The following is a 16,555-nucleotide window of genomic DNA, read 5'->3' on the forward strand; positions in this document are numbered from 1 at the left end:
ATGAAGAAGATTTTAATAGTAGACGACGAACCAAACATTGTAATGTCACTGGAATATACTTTCAAAAAAAACAATTTTGAAGTTTTCATAGCGCGAGATGGTCAAGAAGCATTAGATATTTTGAAAAACCAATTACCCGATGTGATTATTCTGGATGTCATGATGCCAATGGTAGATGGTTTTGCCACATTAGAACAAATAAAAAAAGACGACCGTTTACAGCATTGTAAAGTCATATTCCTGTCAGCAAAAAACAAGGAAATAGACATCGAAAAAGGACTTTCATTAGGCGCTAATTTATATGTGGTCAAACCCTTCTCCGTCAAAAAATTAGTAGAACAAGTTCAGGATTTAATTCAATAAGAGCCAAATTCACACCATGAAATACGAAGAAATTTATACCCAAAGCATAAACCAACCAGAAAAATTCTGGGCAGCTCAGGCCGATGCTATTGAATGGTACAGTAAACCAAAAACTATTTTATCGAAAGATAAAAACGGATACCCACTTTGGTATAACGATGGTGAATTAAACATTTGTTACCTTACATTAGACAAGCATGTTCAGGATGGACATGGGGATCAAGTTGCTTTTATTTATGACTCTCCGGTAACACAAACTATTAAAAAATACACCTATTCGGAAGTAAAAACCGAAGTAGCAAAACTGGCGGGAGGGATGCAATCACTGGGATTAAAAAAGGGAGATACCGCCATAATTTACATGCCAATGATTCCTCAAACTGCTTTTGCGATGCTGGCTTGTGCGAGAATTGGGGTAATCCATTCAGTTGTATTTGGTGGTTTTGCACCAAATGAATTGGCCATTCGAATCGATGATTGCAAACCTCGAGCAATTATTACGGCATCATCAGGAATCGAAGTTGATCGGTTAATTGCTTATAAACCATTGGTAGATGAAGCCATTGCACTTGCTTCACATCGCCCAAAAAAAGTAATTGTTTTTAACCGAAAATTAGGGGCCCGAATTCCGTTTAAAAAGTACGATGTGGATTATGACGCGTTGGTTTACGGGTCTGAAGAAACGCCTTGTATTCCTTTGAACTCCAATCATCCGCTCTATATTTTATATACTTCAGGAACTACGGGCAAACCAAAAGGAATTGTAAGAGATACCGGTGGTTATGCGGTTGCTTTGAAATTTTCAATGAGACATATTTATAATGTAAAGGAAGCCGAGACCTTTTGGGCTGCTTCAGATATGGGTTGGGCAGTAGGCCACAGCTACATCCTTTATGGGCCGTTATTAAATCGGAATACAACCATAATTTTCGAAGGAAAACCAATCAAAACTCCAGATGCAAGTACGTTTTGGAGAATAATCTCTGAACACAAAGTAGGTACGATGTTTACGGCGCCAACTGCCATTCGAGCCATCAAAAAAGAAGATCCTGACGGAATATTTATTAAACAATACGATTTAAGTGCACTAAAAAATCAATTCTTGGCCGGAGAACGTTGTGACAATGCCACTTTAGAATGGTATCAAAAACACATCCCAATACCGGTAATTGACCACTGGTGGCAAACTGAATCGGGCTGGCCAATGATTGCCAATTCACTTGGTATTGAAAAAATGCCCGTCAAATCCGGGTCAGCAACAAAAGCCGTTTGTGGTTATGACATTCGGATTTTTAATGAAAATGGAGAAGAATTAATTGCAAATCAAGAAGGTTTAGTAGTCGTAAAGTTACCATTACCTCCAGGCAACTTGTTGGGCATTTGGGAAAACGAAACGCGTTTCAAAGCGAGTTATTTTAATAAATTTGAAGGGTACTATCTCTCCGGAGATGGCGGTTATAAAGATGAAGATGGTTATATTTTTATAACCGGAAGAACGGATGATGTAATCAATGTAGCTGGACACCGCCTCTCAACAGCGGAGATGGAAGAAGTTGTTGCTTCACACTCATCTATTGCGGAGTGTGCTGTTATTGGAATTCACGATGAACTAAAAGGGCAAGTTCCTTTGGCATTAGTCGTAGTTAAATTGGGTGAAAAAATCGAACACTATCAATTAGAACATGAGATTATTAAACTGGTTCGACAGCAAATAGGAGCTGTAACTTCCTTAAAAAATGTAGTCATCGTGCAGCGACTACCCAAAACGCGTTCCGGAAAAATTCTTAGAAAACTAATGCGTAGCATTTCTGATGGTGCTGAATTCCAAATCCCATCTACTATAGATGATGAATCCATTGTAGCAGAAATCACCGCCACACTAAAAAAGTATAAAATAGGTATTTACAACATATAAAATTTATCCACAATCATGAGCTATTATAAAATTAATAATTTAGAAGAATACTTCAAACATTACAAAAAATCAATTCGCGAGCCTCGAAAGTTTTGGGATAAAATTGCTTCCGAAAATTTTACTTGGTACCAACAATGGGATAAAGTAGTTGATTTTAATATGGGAGATGCCGAAATTAAATGGTTTACCAATGCCAAGGTCAATATTGTAAAAAATTGTATTGACAGACATCTGGCCAAAAAAGGAGATAAAACGGCTATCATTTTTGAACCTAATGACCCAACTGAACAAGCGGTACACATTTCGTACAATGAGTTGCATGAACGGGTTTGTAAAATGGCAAACGTATTGCAAGAACAAGGTATAAAGAAGGGAGATCGGGTTTGTATTTATCTCCCAATGATTCCTGAATTAGCCATTACCACTTTGGCTTGTGCCAGAATTGGAGCCATACACTCGGTTGTTTTTGCAGGATTCTCTGCCTCGGCAGTGGCAGCTAGAATAAATGATAGCCAATGTAAAATGGTCATTACCTCTGATGGCGGATATCGTGGCAACAAAACGATCGATTTAAAATCAATCGTTGACGAAGCCTTATTGAGTTGTGCTTGTGTAGAAAACGTCTTGATTGTAAAAAGAATCAACACGATCATTCCTATGAAAGAAGGCCGTGACCAGTGGCTGCAACCTCTTTTAGACCAAGCATCAGATAATAATGTGGCCGAAATCATGGATGCCGAAGATCCTTTATTCATCCTTTATACTTCTGGTTCAACTGGAAAACCAAAAGGAATGGTACACACTACAGCGGGTTATATGGTATATTCCGCTTATACTTTTAAGAACGTTTTCAACTATGAAGAAAATGATATCTTTTGGTGTACCGCTGATATTGGCTGGATTACCGGACATTCCTATATTCTGTATGGCCCGTTATTGAACGGTGCCACCACAGTGATATTTGAAGGCGTTCCTTCTTATCCTGATTTTAGTCGTTTTTGGCAAACCATCGAAAAGCATAAAGTTACCCAATTTTATACGGCCCCAACAGCCATCAGGGCTTTGGCCAAGGAAAGTATCGAATACGTACAGCGCTATCAACTAGATTCTTTAAAAGTAATTGGTTCCGTGGGAGAGCCTATTAATGAGGAAGCTTGGCACTGGTACAACAACCACGTAGGAGATAAAAAATGTCCTGTTGTAGACACGTGGTGGCAAACAGAAACCGGGGGGATTATGATTTCGCCCATTGCTTTCGTAACCCCTACGAAACCTACCTACGCTTCCTTACCATTACCGGGAATTCAACCTGTTTTGATGGATGAAAAACGAAACGAAATTGAAGGCAACCAAGTTACCGGAAGTTTGTGTATTAAATTCCCTTGGCCAGGAATTGCAAGGACCATTTGGGGCGATCACCAGCGGTATAAAGACACTTATTTCTCTACTTTTCCCGGTAAATATTTTACAGGAGATGGTGCTTTACGCGATGAAGTAGGGTATTATAGAATCACCGGTCGCGTTGACGATGTCGTTATTGTTTCTGGACACAATCTGGGAACTGCGCCTATCGAAGATGCCATCGATGAACATCCAGCAGTTGCCGAAAGTGCTATTGTAGGTTTCCCACATGACATCAAAGGGAATGCTTTGTATGGTTTTGTAATTTTAAAAGAAACTGGAGAATATCGAGACCGAGAAAATCTTAGTAAAGAGATTAATCAACACATATCCGATCACATAGGACCAATTGCCAAACTCGACAAAATCCAGTTTGTTTCTGGTTTACCCAAAACCCGTTCCGGGAAAATCATGCGCAGGATACTGCGTAAGATTGCCGAAGGTGATTATTCTAATTTTGGCGACACCTCAACCTTGTTGAATCCTGAAATTGTGGAAGAAATTAAAGAGGGCAAAATTTAGATTTTAATTTTAATTGTGGTTGAAAACTGCTTCATTTATGGAGCAGTTTTTTTTACATAAAAAAAGCTGTCTTTTACGACAGCCTTTCAAATATTAAAACAAACACCATTTATTATTCTTTGATGAACTTCATCGTTTGAGTCCTATTGTTTTCATCGTAGGCCTTTACAAGATAAAGTCCTTGATTCAAATCACTAACAGAAAATTGATGTCCTGCCGATTGATCTCCATCAAAACTTTTTAGCAACTGTCCCGTTACTGAAAAAACATCTACTTTAGAAGTTGTTTCAGTTAATGTAAAATAGCTTGAAGTTGGATTTGGGTACAACAAAATCGTTGGCGTTTTTTCATAATCCACTATTGCCAAAGCTGCTGTTTTATTTCCATAAATTCGGTATCCTCCTGCTGAGATTGTTATTGGATCATTGACATTAGTAACGGTAATCGTAGTGTTATCCATCAAATTATACCACACCCCTGTATAAGGAAATCCAGTAGCCACATTTTGAGTGGTTACATTAAAATTAGCTAAGATCAATACATCTTTGAGTTGGCTTGACGCCAAAGCAGTATTAGTAATTTTGATATTTGGATACAAAGAACTAGTATTCGCTATGGTCGCTGTTCCTGAAAAAACAGCCTCTACAGTTTTCATAGTAATCATTTTAGCCCAATCGTTATAAATTGCACTTCTGTTTGTATCACCAATCCAATTACTGGCCCATTGTGGTTGGGGTTTAGTATCTAACTTACAATCTCCTGAGATTGCATCTGAAGGTGAATTTACACTTCCATTATTACACGTAAAAATAGACGATTCCCACCCTAGTTCTCCAAATTGCCAAATCATTTTTGGTCCTGGAACCAACAATGAAACAGCCCCTAAGGCAGACATTCTTGACAAGGCTACATTTAATGTTTTGACATCATGAGCCGCATTTGCACTATTACCAAATTGCAAATTTTTATACATAAGGCGTTCCTCATCATGACTCTCAGCATAACCCATAAGTCTATTCGTTGTAAATCCATGGCTGGAACTATTCATACGGGAAATATTTCCTGTATAGCCCATAGACAGTTCATTGTACTGACTGGTCATTATTCCCCACATCATAATACCTTTGCTTGGTGTTTCGTTCAATCTGTAATTGGCCCAAAGTTGTTCTTCATCATCATTCCCTAAATGTTCAAAAATAGCATAATGTGTTGGATCTAAACTCCAAGAATAATCGGCATACTTTCGCAATACATCCACTCGGTCTTGTTGTTTAACTCCGGTACACGCTTCTTGTCCTCCGGCTACATTTGCAGGGCAATTCTGTGTAAACCCTTTGGTTAAATCCCAACGAAGGCCATCAATTTTGTATTCCTCAACCCATTGTTTAATAACACGTTGCACATAGTTTTGCGTTCTGGATTGTTGGTGATTAAAATCCTCCCCTACACTATAACTGTGCATCGCTGCAGTATTGAAATATGGATTTTCAACAGAAGGAGAACCCCAACCATCCCCATCAGGATCATTCATCCACATGCGCAGCATTGGGTTTCTTCCAAAAGCATGGTTCAATGCAACATCAAAAATAACGGCAATTCCGTTTTGATGGCATAAATCAATAAATTCTTTTAACTTTTCCGAAGTACCATAAAATTTATCTAAAGCCATGTGAAAAGAGGTATTGTATCCCCAGCTTTCATTACCTTCAAATTCCATTACAGGCATCAACTCAATCGCATTTATTTTCAAATTTTTGAAATAATCAATTTTGTCAATCAAATTTTGATAGCTTCTATTGGCATCAAAATCACGCACCAACAATTCATAAACTACCAATTTCTCTTTGGCAGGCTTTACAAAATTAGTGGTTGCACTACTCCAGGCGTAAGGAGTTTTTCCTGTTTGCAAAACGGTAACTTCTCTTTCCTGTCCCACCGGATAAACTGGGAGATTGGGATAAGTCGATGCCGGAATATAAGGATCATCATTAGGAGACAAAACAAGTGTCGAATATGGATCGGCAGTTTTCACTAAAGAAGGGGTTCCTGCAATAGGGGTTGCATCAACTACCCAATACTGATAGGTGTAATTTGTTCCAGGAACCAATCCAGTTAATTCTAACCAGAACTTGCCTGAACCAGAGTCCTTTTTCATCGCAAAAGAACCTGCAGGCTGCCAGTTGTTGAAACTTCCTGCTACATATACAAAATCTTTTAAAGGCGCATCCAACACTAAAGTCGCTTTTGTTGCATCACCCGTATTGTAATTTATTCCGTCCAATAATCCCGCAGACATCGCTTCATTAACTGTACCCGGATTAACAAGTGCACTGAACTTTTTAGTAATTACGGTTGTTCCCTGAGTAACCTGCAATTCGTAATTTTGATTCCCGGTAATACTAGTATGATTGAAACTATAACTGGATGTACTAGTATTGGTATTGATAGTGTTTCCGTTTGCTTTCAATACATAGCTTGCATTTCCACCGGTATTAGTAGCAGCAATACTCAAACTACCTCCTGAAGCAATAATTGTTGCGCTATTTTCGGCAGGTGCTGTTAGGTTAACTTGATACGCGCCGACTTCAACAAAGTTGTCTTGGGATTTTTTATCTCCTGTTCCATCCTTTGCTTTGACAAGAAATCCTATTCTCCCAATTCCGGTTCTGTTATAAAAGGCATTTGGAGTAAATGTTTTAGTATAGGTATCTGAGGCTGACGTGTAAGTAAACCTATTAGCCTCGTTAGAAGCGGTCCATGAACCATTTGTTGGACAGTCAACGCTATTGGCATCATTGATATCTAAAGACCAAGTCCATAAATATAAAGAATGATCAGTAATTCCCCAACTTGCTTCATTTACACTACTTCCAGCAATAGTTATCGTAATGGATGTTGTTTCTTCAAAGGGATTAGGACTTATAGTGCTAGTTACTGTTTGTTGCTGAGCCAAGGAGATCAGTGACCAGAAAAGTAATAATAAAAGTATAGTTTTTTTCATAGCTATTTGGTTTTATAAAAAAAGGGCTATCCATGAGATAGCCCTACTAACAGTAAAAAATACTAATTTTTTGTAAGCGAATATTTGTAATTTCTAGGAGAACTTAAATCCAAGGTAATGGTATAATTTCCAGCAGAAGGAACTTTGATGTTATCGCTATTCAATTCTAATGTTCCATCAGCACCTTTATCGCCATAATTAATGTCCCAAGCATTATTTGCTCTAAACTTCATCTCTTTTTGAGTAAGATTAGCAGTAAGAGTCCATACTTTAGTGGTTTTGTTGTAAGTCATAGCAGTACTATTGTCCCATCCTCCTGGAGTTCCATCTCCTATGATTCCCCATACAGTTGCTGTTGCTTTGTATGTTAATTTCTCTGTATCAACTACAATTTGATAATAACCAGCAGTTGGAATTTTAAAATTAGCGCCCTTTGGATCTAGAGTTCCAGCAGTTGCTCCAGCACCAAATTCACCTTTCCATTCCGGAAAGCTTGTAAACTTATATTCAGCGTTAGCATCATTAAAATTAATATACCCTTCAAAATCTACTTTCCCAAATCCTGAAGCAGAAAGTTGAGGAGACGTAGCGGGATCCCAATCTTTAGGATAACCTGAAGCAGCAGCATAACCACCAGGAACCCATAATTTAGGGCTTTCTGTGGTATAAGCGGTAACAACGATCCCTATTACACTTGAATACATGGCAGGTAAAGTTCCGGCAGTAGCTTTCACTCTCACTTCAAATTCAATTGGAGAAAAAGGAGTCGCTTTTAATACCAATGCAGCTCCATTCAAAGACTCTACAGAAACAGAAACTTGATTTTCCGAAGGCAATGCACTTCCTATTTCTTTAGGCGTTTTAAATTCATTTCCTTTTTTGTCCATTTCAACTACATAATTCACTTGAACATCTCCACCAAAATTAGCCGATTTCCAAGTAAAACGTTCTGCTTGTGCAGTGGCATTTTCTGGTTTTAACACATACCGCGCACCCGCGGTTGGAGCGGTCAACATTGGAGAATCTATTCCTTCGATAACAGGTCTGTCCTGTACATCTTCAACGCTGCAAGACAAAGCAACTATTGCAAATAAAGCAAGTATTGATTTAGTTATATTTTTCATTTGTATTGATTTTTTAAAATTATTTAATATCCTGGGTTTTGTTTTAATTTATTATTTGATGCTAACGCTGTAGCAGGAATTGGAAACAAATCTCTAAACGCTTGCGTTGGAGATCCACCAGCAGATCCTCCTTTGAAAGGCCATAAGTACCCTCCACCAGAAAATTTACCAAAACGAACTAAATCCGTTCTTCTTTGTCCTTCCCAGTGCAACTCTCTAGCTCTTTCATCAAGAATAAAATTCAAGGTTAAATCTCCTTGAGTAACCGAAGCTCCTTTGGCTCTTGTACGCAATGCATTTACGTATGTTGCTGCAGTTGGCAATGTCCCACCAGCTCCTCTAACAGCACATTCAGCATACATTAAATACGCATCCGCTAAACGGAAAATAGGAAAATCTGAATCCGAGAAATTCCCTGCTTTATCTGATCCTTGTACACCTTTTACATCTACATTTCTAAATTTTTGAATGGCATATCCATCGGTAAAAGATCCAATGTTTTTGATTTCTTTAGTTTGTCCATTTGTATAAAATTGTCCACGGGTATCCGTTGTATTGGGTGTGAATTTATCTACAAAGGCAGCAGTAGTTCTAATTCCAGCCCATCCACCATTAATTCCAAATTCACTCGCATTCATACTTCCTCCTACTGGCGCATGCGTTAAGAATGTTGTTCCTCCATAAGTTTGGGTGTGAATACCATCAAAACCTATAACAAATATGAATTCATTTTGAGCTCCATTCTTGTCATTGTCAGCAAAAAACAATTGGTTGTAATTGGTATGCAAAGCATACCCAGACCCAATCACTTTAGTGATTAATGGCACTGCTCCTGCATAGTTATCCGTTCCTATATATACTTTAGCATTCATATACAATTTTGCTTGAAGCATCCAAGCTGCAGCTTGATCTACGCGATATGCTTCATTTGCTTTTGGCGCTTTCAATTCCCCAGAAATTGCTGTTAATTCCTCATCAACAAATTTGTACAATTCAGCTCTTGTAGCATATTCCGGGTAAAAAAATGTGCTTGGTGAATTTTCAGTAACTAAGGAACCACCACCAAACAAATCGATTAGATGCCAGTAGGTTAAGGCGCGTAAGAAACGAGCCTCGGCTCTGTACGTTTTAATCTCCGCTATTAAAGCAGCATCAAGGCCTCTAGAGGCTAACTTTTCATCAGTAGTTTGTCTTAAAAACTCATTACAGTTTACAATTTGAAAAGAGAAACGTGCAAAAGTAGCTGTGATAAAACGATCCAAAGAAGTCCATGTTTGTGAATGCAGGTCTTTGATAGTTCCATCATTCCATCCAATTACTGCTTCATCAGTAGTCAATTCTTGCATTAACCAAAATCCTCTTATATATTGACTTTCTCCTTCATCAATTCCAGAGATATCTGGAGATCCGGCTGCAGTTTGACCTGAAGTGGCAAATCCTGCATATAATTTAGCTAGATTTTGTTTGTACGATTCTGGGGTGCTAAAAAACTGTTCTCCCGGAATGGCATTGACACTCTCTGGAGCTTGGTTCAAATCATCTGTACAGGATGGGAATACCATCACCAACAGTAACAAAGAAATACCCAATAATTTTATTTTTGTCTTTTTCATTTTCTTGTTATTTGTATTAGAAATTAACGTTTAAACCTAACGTAAAAGTAATTGGTCTTGGGTATAAATTGTTATCAATACCTCCCGAAATTTCAGGATCTATACCGGTGTAATCCGTAAACAACAAAACATTTTGAGCTGCTAATGTTAGTTTAACTAATGAAGTAGCATTTGCTTTTTGATTAAAAGTATAGCCAACACTTACGTTGTCTAGTCTAATAAACGAAGCGTCTTGAATGTAATAATCCGATTCGAATCTTTTGGTATCCTGAGTAGTAAATCCCGTTTCTAAAAGATTGGCAACACCATTAGACAAATCTGTTTCTCTTATTAATATGTTTTGGTAAGAACCTTTACTCGAATCTACGTTGTTGTAATTGTAATTACCCCAAGATCCTCTCCAAGTCATTGCCATATCAAAGTTTTTATATACTAAACTCGTATTTAAACCGTAAAAAACATCGGCAGCTGGTTTGTGAAAACGGTATTTATCTTGCTCTGTAATAAGACCATCTTGGTTTCTGTCAATGTAGACACCATCAATAGGTTTTGCATCAGCGCCGTAGGCTTGTTCATATACATAATAAGAATTAGGAGAATAACCCACCTGATGATTTTGTATGGTATTTCCAGTAGCTCCTGCATAACCACCTACATTAATTCCGGGTGTGTTGTCTAAAACTGTAGTTAATTTAGTGATTTTAGAGTCTTGAAACGTTACATTTCCTCCTAAACTCCATTCAAAATTATCCGTTTTAAAAGGCACTACTTCAGCAGCCAATTCTATTCCTTTATTTTCTATTGTTCCAATGTTATAATTGTCATAATTAGAAAATCCAAAGAAAGACGGATTTTGTGTGTACAATAACAGATCTTTTGTAGTTCTCTGATACAAATCAACACTACCATTGATTCTGTTATTTAAAAAACCATAATCAAGACCCACATTAGCGGTAGTGGTCTCTTCCCATTTCAGGTTACTGTTGTAGGGTTGTGGTCTAAATGTATTGTAAAATATATTTCCAAACTGATATTGAGCAGCACTGTTAGATACTAAATACAATGGAATAGAAGGATAACTTACTCCAATATCTTGTTGTCCAGTTACTCCCCATCCTCCTCTAATTTTTAAGGTAGATACACTTGCCACATCTTTCAAAAAGTTTTCTTCGTTTACTTTCCACGCCACAGCCACAGCTGGAAAATTTGCCCAACGATTCGATTCCGTAAATCTTGAAGTACCATCCCTTCTGTAAGACAAGGTCAATAAATATTTATCAGCGATTGAAATATTAGTTCTGGCAAAAAATGACTGCAAGTTTACACGTGATGGAAATGACACCACATCAACAGTCGTTTTATTTTCAAAATTATATGAAGAACCTCCATTTGTATCTCTAAAATCCTGATACGAATACCCTCCGGTTACATCAAAAACCGTATTGATAGACTCAACTTTTTTGTTGTAATTCAAATACAAATCCATCAATTTATTGAATCTTGAATTTGTGTTTTCATACGTATTATTGAATCCAGATCCTGGAACTCCATTTAAATATTTAGCATCTGTATTGCCATAAGATCTACCTCTTAATTCATCATAACCAAAATTCGCTACTGCTTTTAACTCTGGCAAAAAGTGTAACTTATATTCTGTTTGAATATTTCCAATGCTTCTGTAGGAAGTTCCATAGTTATTTTGTTGCTCAATTAATGATAGTGGATTTCTACCAGCCAATTGATTTAGTTCTTCCTTACCATTATTGATGGAATACCATTCGTAATAATTACCGTCAGATGCTCTTGTGATTCTTTGTGTTGGATCATAACTAATAGCTGCCCCAATTGCACCACGATTACTATAATTATTTTTTAGTAGAGACGTGTTATTGTTTATTTCAACTTTCAAATGATTGTCTAGAAAATTTCCAGTAACATTCACCCCTAAAGTTGATCTTTCTAAGTTATCTCTTTTTAATATACCATTTAAATTAGTATATCCCACAGAAGCTCTGTACACTATATTGTCCACGCCACCGCTCAATGCGATATTGTGATCTGTACCAATAGCGGTTCTGAATATCTCCTCTTGCCAATCGGTATCTGCAGTGCCCATCAAAGCTTGTTGAGCAGGTGTTCCATTTGCATTGACAAAAGCTCTAAATTGAGTGCTTGATAAAGCGTCTACTTTATCTACTATTTCAGATACTTGAAAATTTCCATTATAATTTACTTTCATTTCACCTGCTTTACCTCTTTTAGTAGTAATGATAATTACCCCATTCGAAGCACGAGAACCATAAATAGCTGTAGCAGAAGCATCTTTCAATACTGAAATAGATTCGATATTGTTCTGATTGATAGTTGTCAGTGGATTTCTTCCGCCCGTTATACCACCAGCCGCTACTGGCACACCATCAATTACATATAAAGGATCATTGTTTGCTGATAATGAAGACCCACTTCTAATTCTAATAGTTGCCCCTTCTCCAGGAGAACCACCTCCATTAATAATTTGCAAACCGGCAACTTTACCTTGGATCATTTGATCCGCAGACGTTACAGGTCCTTTATTAAAATCTTTTGTAGTCAGAACCGTTACAGCACCTGTTGCGTCTTTCTTCTTAACGGTACCGTAACCCACTTGAACGACTACTTCTTGCAATTGATTCGCGTCTTCCTGCAAGGATACATTTAATGAATTTTGAGCAACATAGTCTACAACAGTATTTGTGTAACCAATGTAAGAGAAAACGATTTTATCTCCACTTTTTACGTTAGACAACTGATATTTTCCGTCAAAATCAGTAGAAACACCATTTGTGGATCCTTGCACATTTACATTTACACCCGGAATAGGCTGCCCTGATGTTTTATCAAGAACAGTCCCACCAATAGTCTTCTGAGCCAGAATACTAAAAGGGAGTAGCAGTACTAAAATTAACAACTTTTTATAAATTGTTTTCATACTTTTTGTTTAAATTAATTTAATTTTTATTGAGTTTTTAAGCTTAACCATTACTTCGAATGTTAAATTTATGTAAATTTTGTCACCTCCGACAAGAGCCCTTTTTAATTGCGTTACGAAAACGTAATAGTGTTGAAAACTTTCTGATTTATTTAATTTTTTATTACTTTAATTACCATTTGTAAAATTAAATTTTATCTTTATTACGAAATAAATTAATACCACATCTTATCATGAAAAGGAAAATCACCCTCAAACAAATTGCAAAAGAATTAGATGTTTCCATTTCTACCGTCTCCAAATCATTACGAAACAGCTTAGAAATAGGCGAAGAAACCAGACTTAAAGTACAGGCTTTCGCCAAATTCTACAACTACAAACCCAATAATATTGCGCTGAGCTTAAAAAATAGAAAAACCAAAACCATAGGAATTATTATTCCTGAAATTGTGCATCATTTTTTCTCTACAGTGATTAACGGAATAGAACAAGTGGCCAATGAAAATGGATACAGTGTCATCATCTGTTTATCTGACGATTCATTTGACAAAGAGGTGCTTAACATGGAAATGCTTGCTAACGGCAGTATCGACGGATTCATTATGTCTCTTTCGAAAGAAACCCAATTCAGAGGCGATTTTCACCACATTACTGAAGTCATAAATCAAGGAATGCCTGTAGTCATGTTTGACCGTGTTACCAATGATATTCTTTGTGACAAAGTGATCATCGACGATCAATCGGCAGCTTATGAAGCAGTTCAGAGTTTAATCGATAAAGGACGAAAAAAAATTGCCTTAGTGACTACTGTAGATTATGTGAGCGTAGGTAAACTCCGCACTGACGGCTATATTAAAGCCCTTCTGGACAATGATATTCCTTTCAATGAAAATTTGATTATCAAAATAGAAGATGTTGATACTTGTGAAATCACGATTGGAAAACTACTGGAAGACAAAGCCATTGATGCTGTATTTGCTGTAAATGAATTATTTGCCGTTACCATAATAAAAACCGCAAACAAAATAGGACTAAATGTCCCGCGAGACTTAGCAGTTATTGCCTTTACTGATGGCATCATTTCAAAATATTCAACTCCTACAATTACTACTGTCAGTCAAAGCGGAATAAAAATGGGTAATAAAGCGGCAAAAATGCTTATTGAAAGACTCGAATCTGAGGAGGATGAAGAAGACGAAAATTACAAAACCGAAGTTATTGAAACGCATTTGATAGAAAGAGAGTCAACCAATTAGCTATTTTATTCCGAACTACAACCTTGTAGTGAAAAAAGTTATCTAATATTTGTTTCTGAAAAACAAAAGATTGAAATATATTTTTATATTTACCCCTCAAGGCTTTAACTTTTACTTCGAAAAATAAGATAAGTTTTGATAAGCATAGCGCTTATCGTATTAATTTTTTAAATTACGATAATGGAAAAGCGTAAATTAAGTTTCTGGGAAATTTGGAACATGAGTTTCGGTTTTTTAGGAATACAATTTGGTTTTGCACTGCAAAACGCAAACACTTCAAGAATTTTTGAAACATTAGGTGCAAAAGTTGATGAAATCCCTATTTTATGGATTGCTGCTCCTGTTACCGGCTTAATTATCCAACCCATAATTGGTTATTTTAGCGATAGAACTTGGACAAGATTAGGCAGACGTAGACCTTATTTTTTGATAGGAGCCATTTTATCATCGATAGCCTTGTTTATAATGCCCAATTCGCCTTCGTTGTGGATTGCCGCGGGCACATTATGGATGATGGATGCCTCAATCAACATTTCGATGGAACCATTTCGCGCCTTTGTGGGGGATAACCTACCCGAAAAGCAGCGTACTTTAGGTTTTGCTATGCAAAGTTTTTTCATTGGATTGGGTGCCGTTGTCGGCTCCTTACTTCCTTACATTTTCACAAATGTTTTTGGCGTAAGCAACACTGCTGCTGAAGGAATCATACCTGACTCTGTAAAATGGTCCTTCTATATAGGAGGAATTGTTTTTCTATTGGCTGTATTGTGGACTATTTTTAAATCTACTGAATATTCTCCTGCAGAATTAGAAGCTTTTGAACAAAAAGACAAAGACACTAAAGAAGTTGCTCCAATTGAAACTGAGTTTGAATCCAAAGCGAATATCAAAAGACAATTCAATCTAGGACTTGTAATGACTTTATTAGGAAGCATCATTTCGTTTATCATTTACGAAAACCAACTTACCAAAGAGCTCTACATTTTATTTATCGGGTTAATTGTTATTGGAATCTTATTCATGATTACGTCCCGACTTAGGGTTGTTCAAATAAAAAATGGTTTCACCATCATCATGACCGATTTATTGAATATGCCGACTACAATGAAAAAATTGGCTTGGGTCCAATTCTTTTCTTGGTTTGCACTTTTTTCTATGTGGATTTACACTACTCAAGCCGTTACACAGCATATTTTTGGAACAACGGATACGACTTCAAAAGTATATAATGATGCTGCCGACTGGGTATCAGTACTTTTCACGGTTTATAATGGAGTAGCCGCTGCAGTTGCTTTTTTATTGCCTGTAATTGCAAAAAAAGTAGGGGTTCGATCCACACATTTATTGGCATTGTGCTCTGGTGGTTTAGGATTACTTTCTATTTATTTTATTGGAGACAAATATTTATTATTAATTCCAATGTTAGGAGTTGGTATTGCATGGGCCAGTATTTTATCAATGCCCTATGCGATGTTATCGGGCGCTTTACCAGCAGCAAAAATGGGATATTACATGGGCGTTTTTAACTTTTTTGTAGTTATTCCTCAAATTGTTGCCGCAACAATATTAGGTTTTATTGTCAAACAATTTTTCCAAAACGAACCTATTTACGCATTATTAATTGGCGGAGTATCGATGATATTTGCCGGTTTACTTACCCTTAGAGTAAACAACAGAACAAAAATTGAAATTCATGACTAATAGAAAAGCATTCATATTTGACTTGGACGGAGTAATTGTAGACACAGCAAAATACCATTATTTAGCGTGGCAAAAAATCGCCAATGAATTAAATATTGAATTTACACTGGAACACAATGAATTATTAAAAGGAGTCAGCCGTGTGCGTTCTTTGGATATTATATTAGAATTAGGAAAAGTGGAAGCTTCGCAAGAAGATAAAGACCGATGGTTGGTTCAAAAAAACGAGGAGTATTTATCCTATTTGGTCGATATGGATCAAAGTGAAATTCTTCCTGGAGTTTTTTCTGTTTTAAAATTTTTAAAGGAAAAAAATCAACCGATCGCTTTAGGATCTGCTAGTAAAAATGCCAGACCCATTCTTGAAAAGACCGGATTACTCTCCTACTTTGATGCTATTGTCGATGGGAATGATGTGACCAACGCAAAACCTGATCCGGAAGTTTTCCTGATAGCTGCAAAATTATTACATATCGAACCAGAGAACGCAATTGTTTTTGAAGATTCAGTGGCGGGAGTTCAAGCAGCTAACATTGGTAACATGACCAGTGTAGGAATAGGTGACTCTGGTATTTTACATGAAGCAAAATACATCTTCAACGATTTCACAGCAATTGACATCAACTTCATAGAAGATTTAATTAAAGAATAGAGTCAAAAAGAATTAAGAAACAAGATTCAAAAAAGTAAA

10 protein-coding genes are annotated in these 16,555 nt (G+C 36.8%); 6 read left to right on the forward strand and 4 right to left on the reverse strand.

Translation table 11 applies throughout. The features are described from left to right. The 3 genes from AC0608_RS02695 to acs are packed head-to-tail and all read left to right on the forward strand — an operon-like array spanning position 1 to position 4,201. Positions 1–363 (forward strand): response regulator transcription factor, encoded by a 363-nt coding sequence (locus AC0608_RS02695; protein WP_417959269.1) that lies wholly within the window; start codon positions 1–3, stop codon positions 361–363. 7 nt (positions 364–370) lie between these two features. Next, positions 371–2,278 (forward strand): AMP-binding protein, encoded by a 1,908-nt coding sequence (locus tag AC0608_RS02700; protein WP_478288503.1) that lies wholly within the window; start codon positions 371–373, stop codon positions 2,276–2,278. A 15-nt stretch (positions 2,279–2,293) separates the two neighbouring features. Then, entirely contained in the window at positions 2,294–4,201 is a 1,908-nt protein-coding gene (acs, locus tag AC0608_RS02705) for an acetate--CoA ligase (protein WP_478288039.1), read from the forward strand. 112 nt (positions 4,202–4,313) lie between these two features. Here the strand turns inward: acs and AC0608_RS02710 are convergent, their stop codons facing one another. From AC0608_RS02710 to AC0608_RS02725, 4 genes are all read right to left on the reverse strand, one after another. Beyond that, on the reverse strand, positions 4,314–7,202 hold the full coding sequence (locus tag AC0608_RS02710; protein ID WP_478288040.1) for an alpha-amylase family glycosyl hydrolase: 2,889 nt from the start codon (positions 7,200–7,202) through the stop codon (positions 4,314–4,316). Positions 7,203–7,264: 62 nt separating this feature from the next. Further along, complete coding sequence (locus AC0608_RS02715) at positions 7,265–8,326, reverse strand: SusE domain-containing protein (RefSeq protein WP_417959266.1); 1,062 nt, start codon at positions 8,324–8,326, stop codon at positions 7,265–7,267. A 23-nt stretch (positions 8,327–8,349) separates the two neighbouring features. Then, positions 8,350–9,939: a RagB/SusD family nutrient uptake outer membrane protein gene (locus AC0608_RS02720; protein WP_417959265.1), complete on the reverse strand. Its 1,590-nt coding sequence runs from the start codon at positions 9,937–9,939 to the stop codon at positions 8,350–8,352. A gap of 16 nt (positions 9,940–9,955) precedes the next feature. Further along, on the reverse strand, positions 9,956–12,907 hold the full coding sequence (locus AC0608_RS02725) for a SusC/RagA family TonB-linked outer membrane protein (RefSeq protein WP_478288041.1): 2,952 nt from the start codon (positions 12,905–12,907) through the stop codon (positions 9,956–9,958). Between the two features lie 233 nt (positions 12,908–13,140). Here AC0608_RS02725 and AC0608_RS02730 point away from each other — a divergent pair, with 233 nt between their 5' ends. The 3 genes from AC0608_RS02730 to pgmB all read left to right on the forward strand — a co-directional run bounded on the left by AC0608_RS02730 (position 13,141) and on the right by pgmB (position 16,516). Then, positions 13,141–14,163, forward strand: a complete 1,023-nt coding sequence (locus AC0608_RS02730) for a LacI family DNA-binding transcriptional regulator (RefSeq protein ID WP_417959263.1) — start codon at positions 13,141–13,143, stop codon at positions 14,161–14,163. 180 nt (positions 14,164–14,343) lie between these two features. Continuing rightward, positions 14,344–15,864: an MFS transporter gene (locus AC0608_RS02735; protein ID WP_478288042.1), complete on the forward strand. Its 1,521-nt coding sequence runs from the start codon at positions 14,344–14,346 to the stop codon at positions 15,862–15,864. Next, positions 15,857–16,516 (forward strand): beta-phosphoglucomutase, encoded by a 660-nt coding sequence (pgmB, locus tag AC0608_RS02740; protein WP_478288043.1) that lies wholly within the window; start codon positions 15,857–15,859, stop codon positions 16,514–16,516. Before AC0608_RS02735 ends, pgmB begins: the two co-directional genes overlap by 8 nt. Positions 16,517–16,555: the final 39 nt, after the last annotated feature.

It is taken from the genome of Flavobacterium sp. GNP008, from assembly GCF_056428965.1.

Coding starts and splice junctions, on each gene's coding strand:
- pgmB (WP_478288043.1), top strand. CDS start 15,857: ATGACTAATAGAAAAGCATTCATATTTGACTTGGACGGAGTAATTGTA.
- acs (WP_478288039.1), top strand. CDS start 2,294: ATGAGCTATTATAAAATTAATAATTTAGAAGAATACTTCAAACATTAC.
- AC0608_RS02710 (WP_478288040.1), bottom strand. CDS start 7,202: ATGAAAAAAACTATACTTTTATTATTACTTTTCTGGTCACTGATCTCC.
- AC0608_RS02730 (WP_417959263.1), top strand. CDS start 13,141: ATGAAAAGGAAAATCACCCTCAAACAAATTGCAAAAGAATTAGATGTT.
- AC0608_RS02725 (WP_478288041.1), bottom strand. CDS start 12,907: ATGAAAACAATTTATAAAAAGTTGTTAATTTTAGTACTGCTACTCCCT.
- AC0608_RS02695 (WP_417959269.1), top strand. CDS start 1: ATGAAGAAGATTTTAATAGTAGACGACGAACCAAACATTGTAATGTCA.
- AC0608_RS02735 (WP_478288042.1), top strand. CDS start 14,344: ATGGAAAAGCGTAAATTAAGTTTCTGGGAAATTTGGAACATGAGTTTC.
- AC0608_RS02715 (WP_417959266.1), bottom strand. CDS start 8,326: ATGAAAAATATAACTAAATCAATACTTGCTTTATTTGCAATAGTTGCT.
- AC0608_RS02720 (WP_417959265.1), bottom strand. CDS start 9,939: ATGAAAAAGACAAAAATAAAATTATTGGGTATTTCTTTGTTACTGTTG.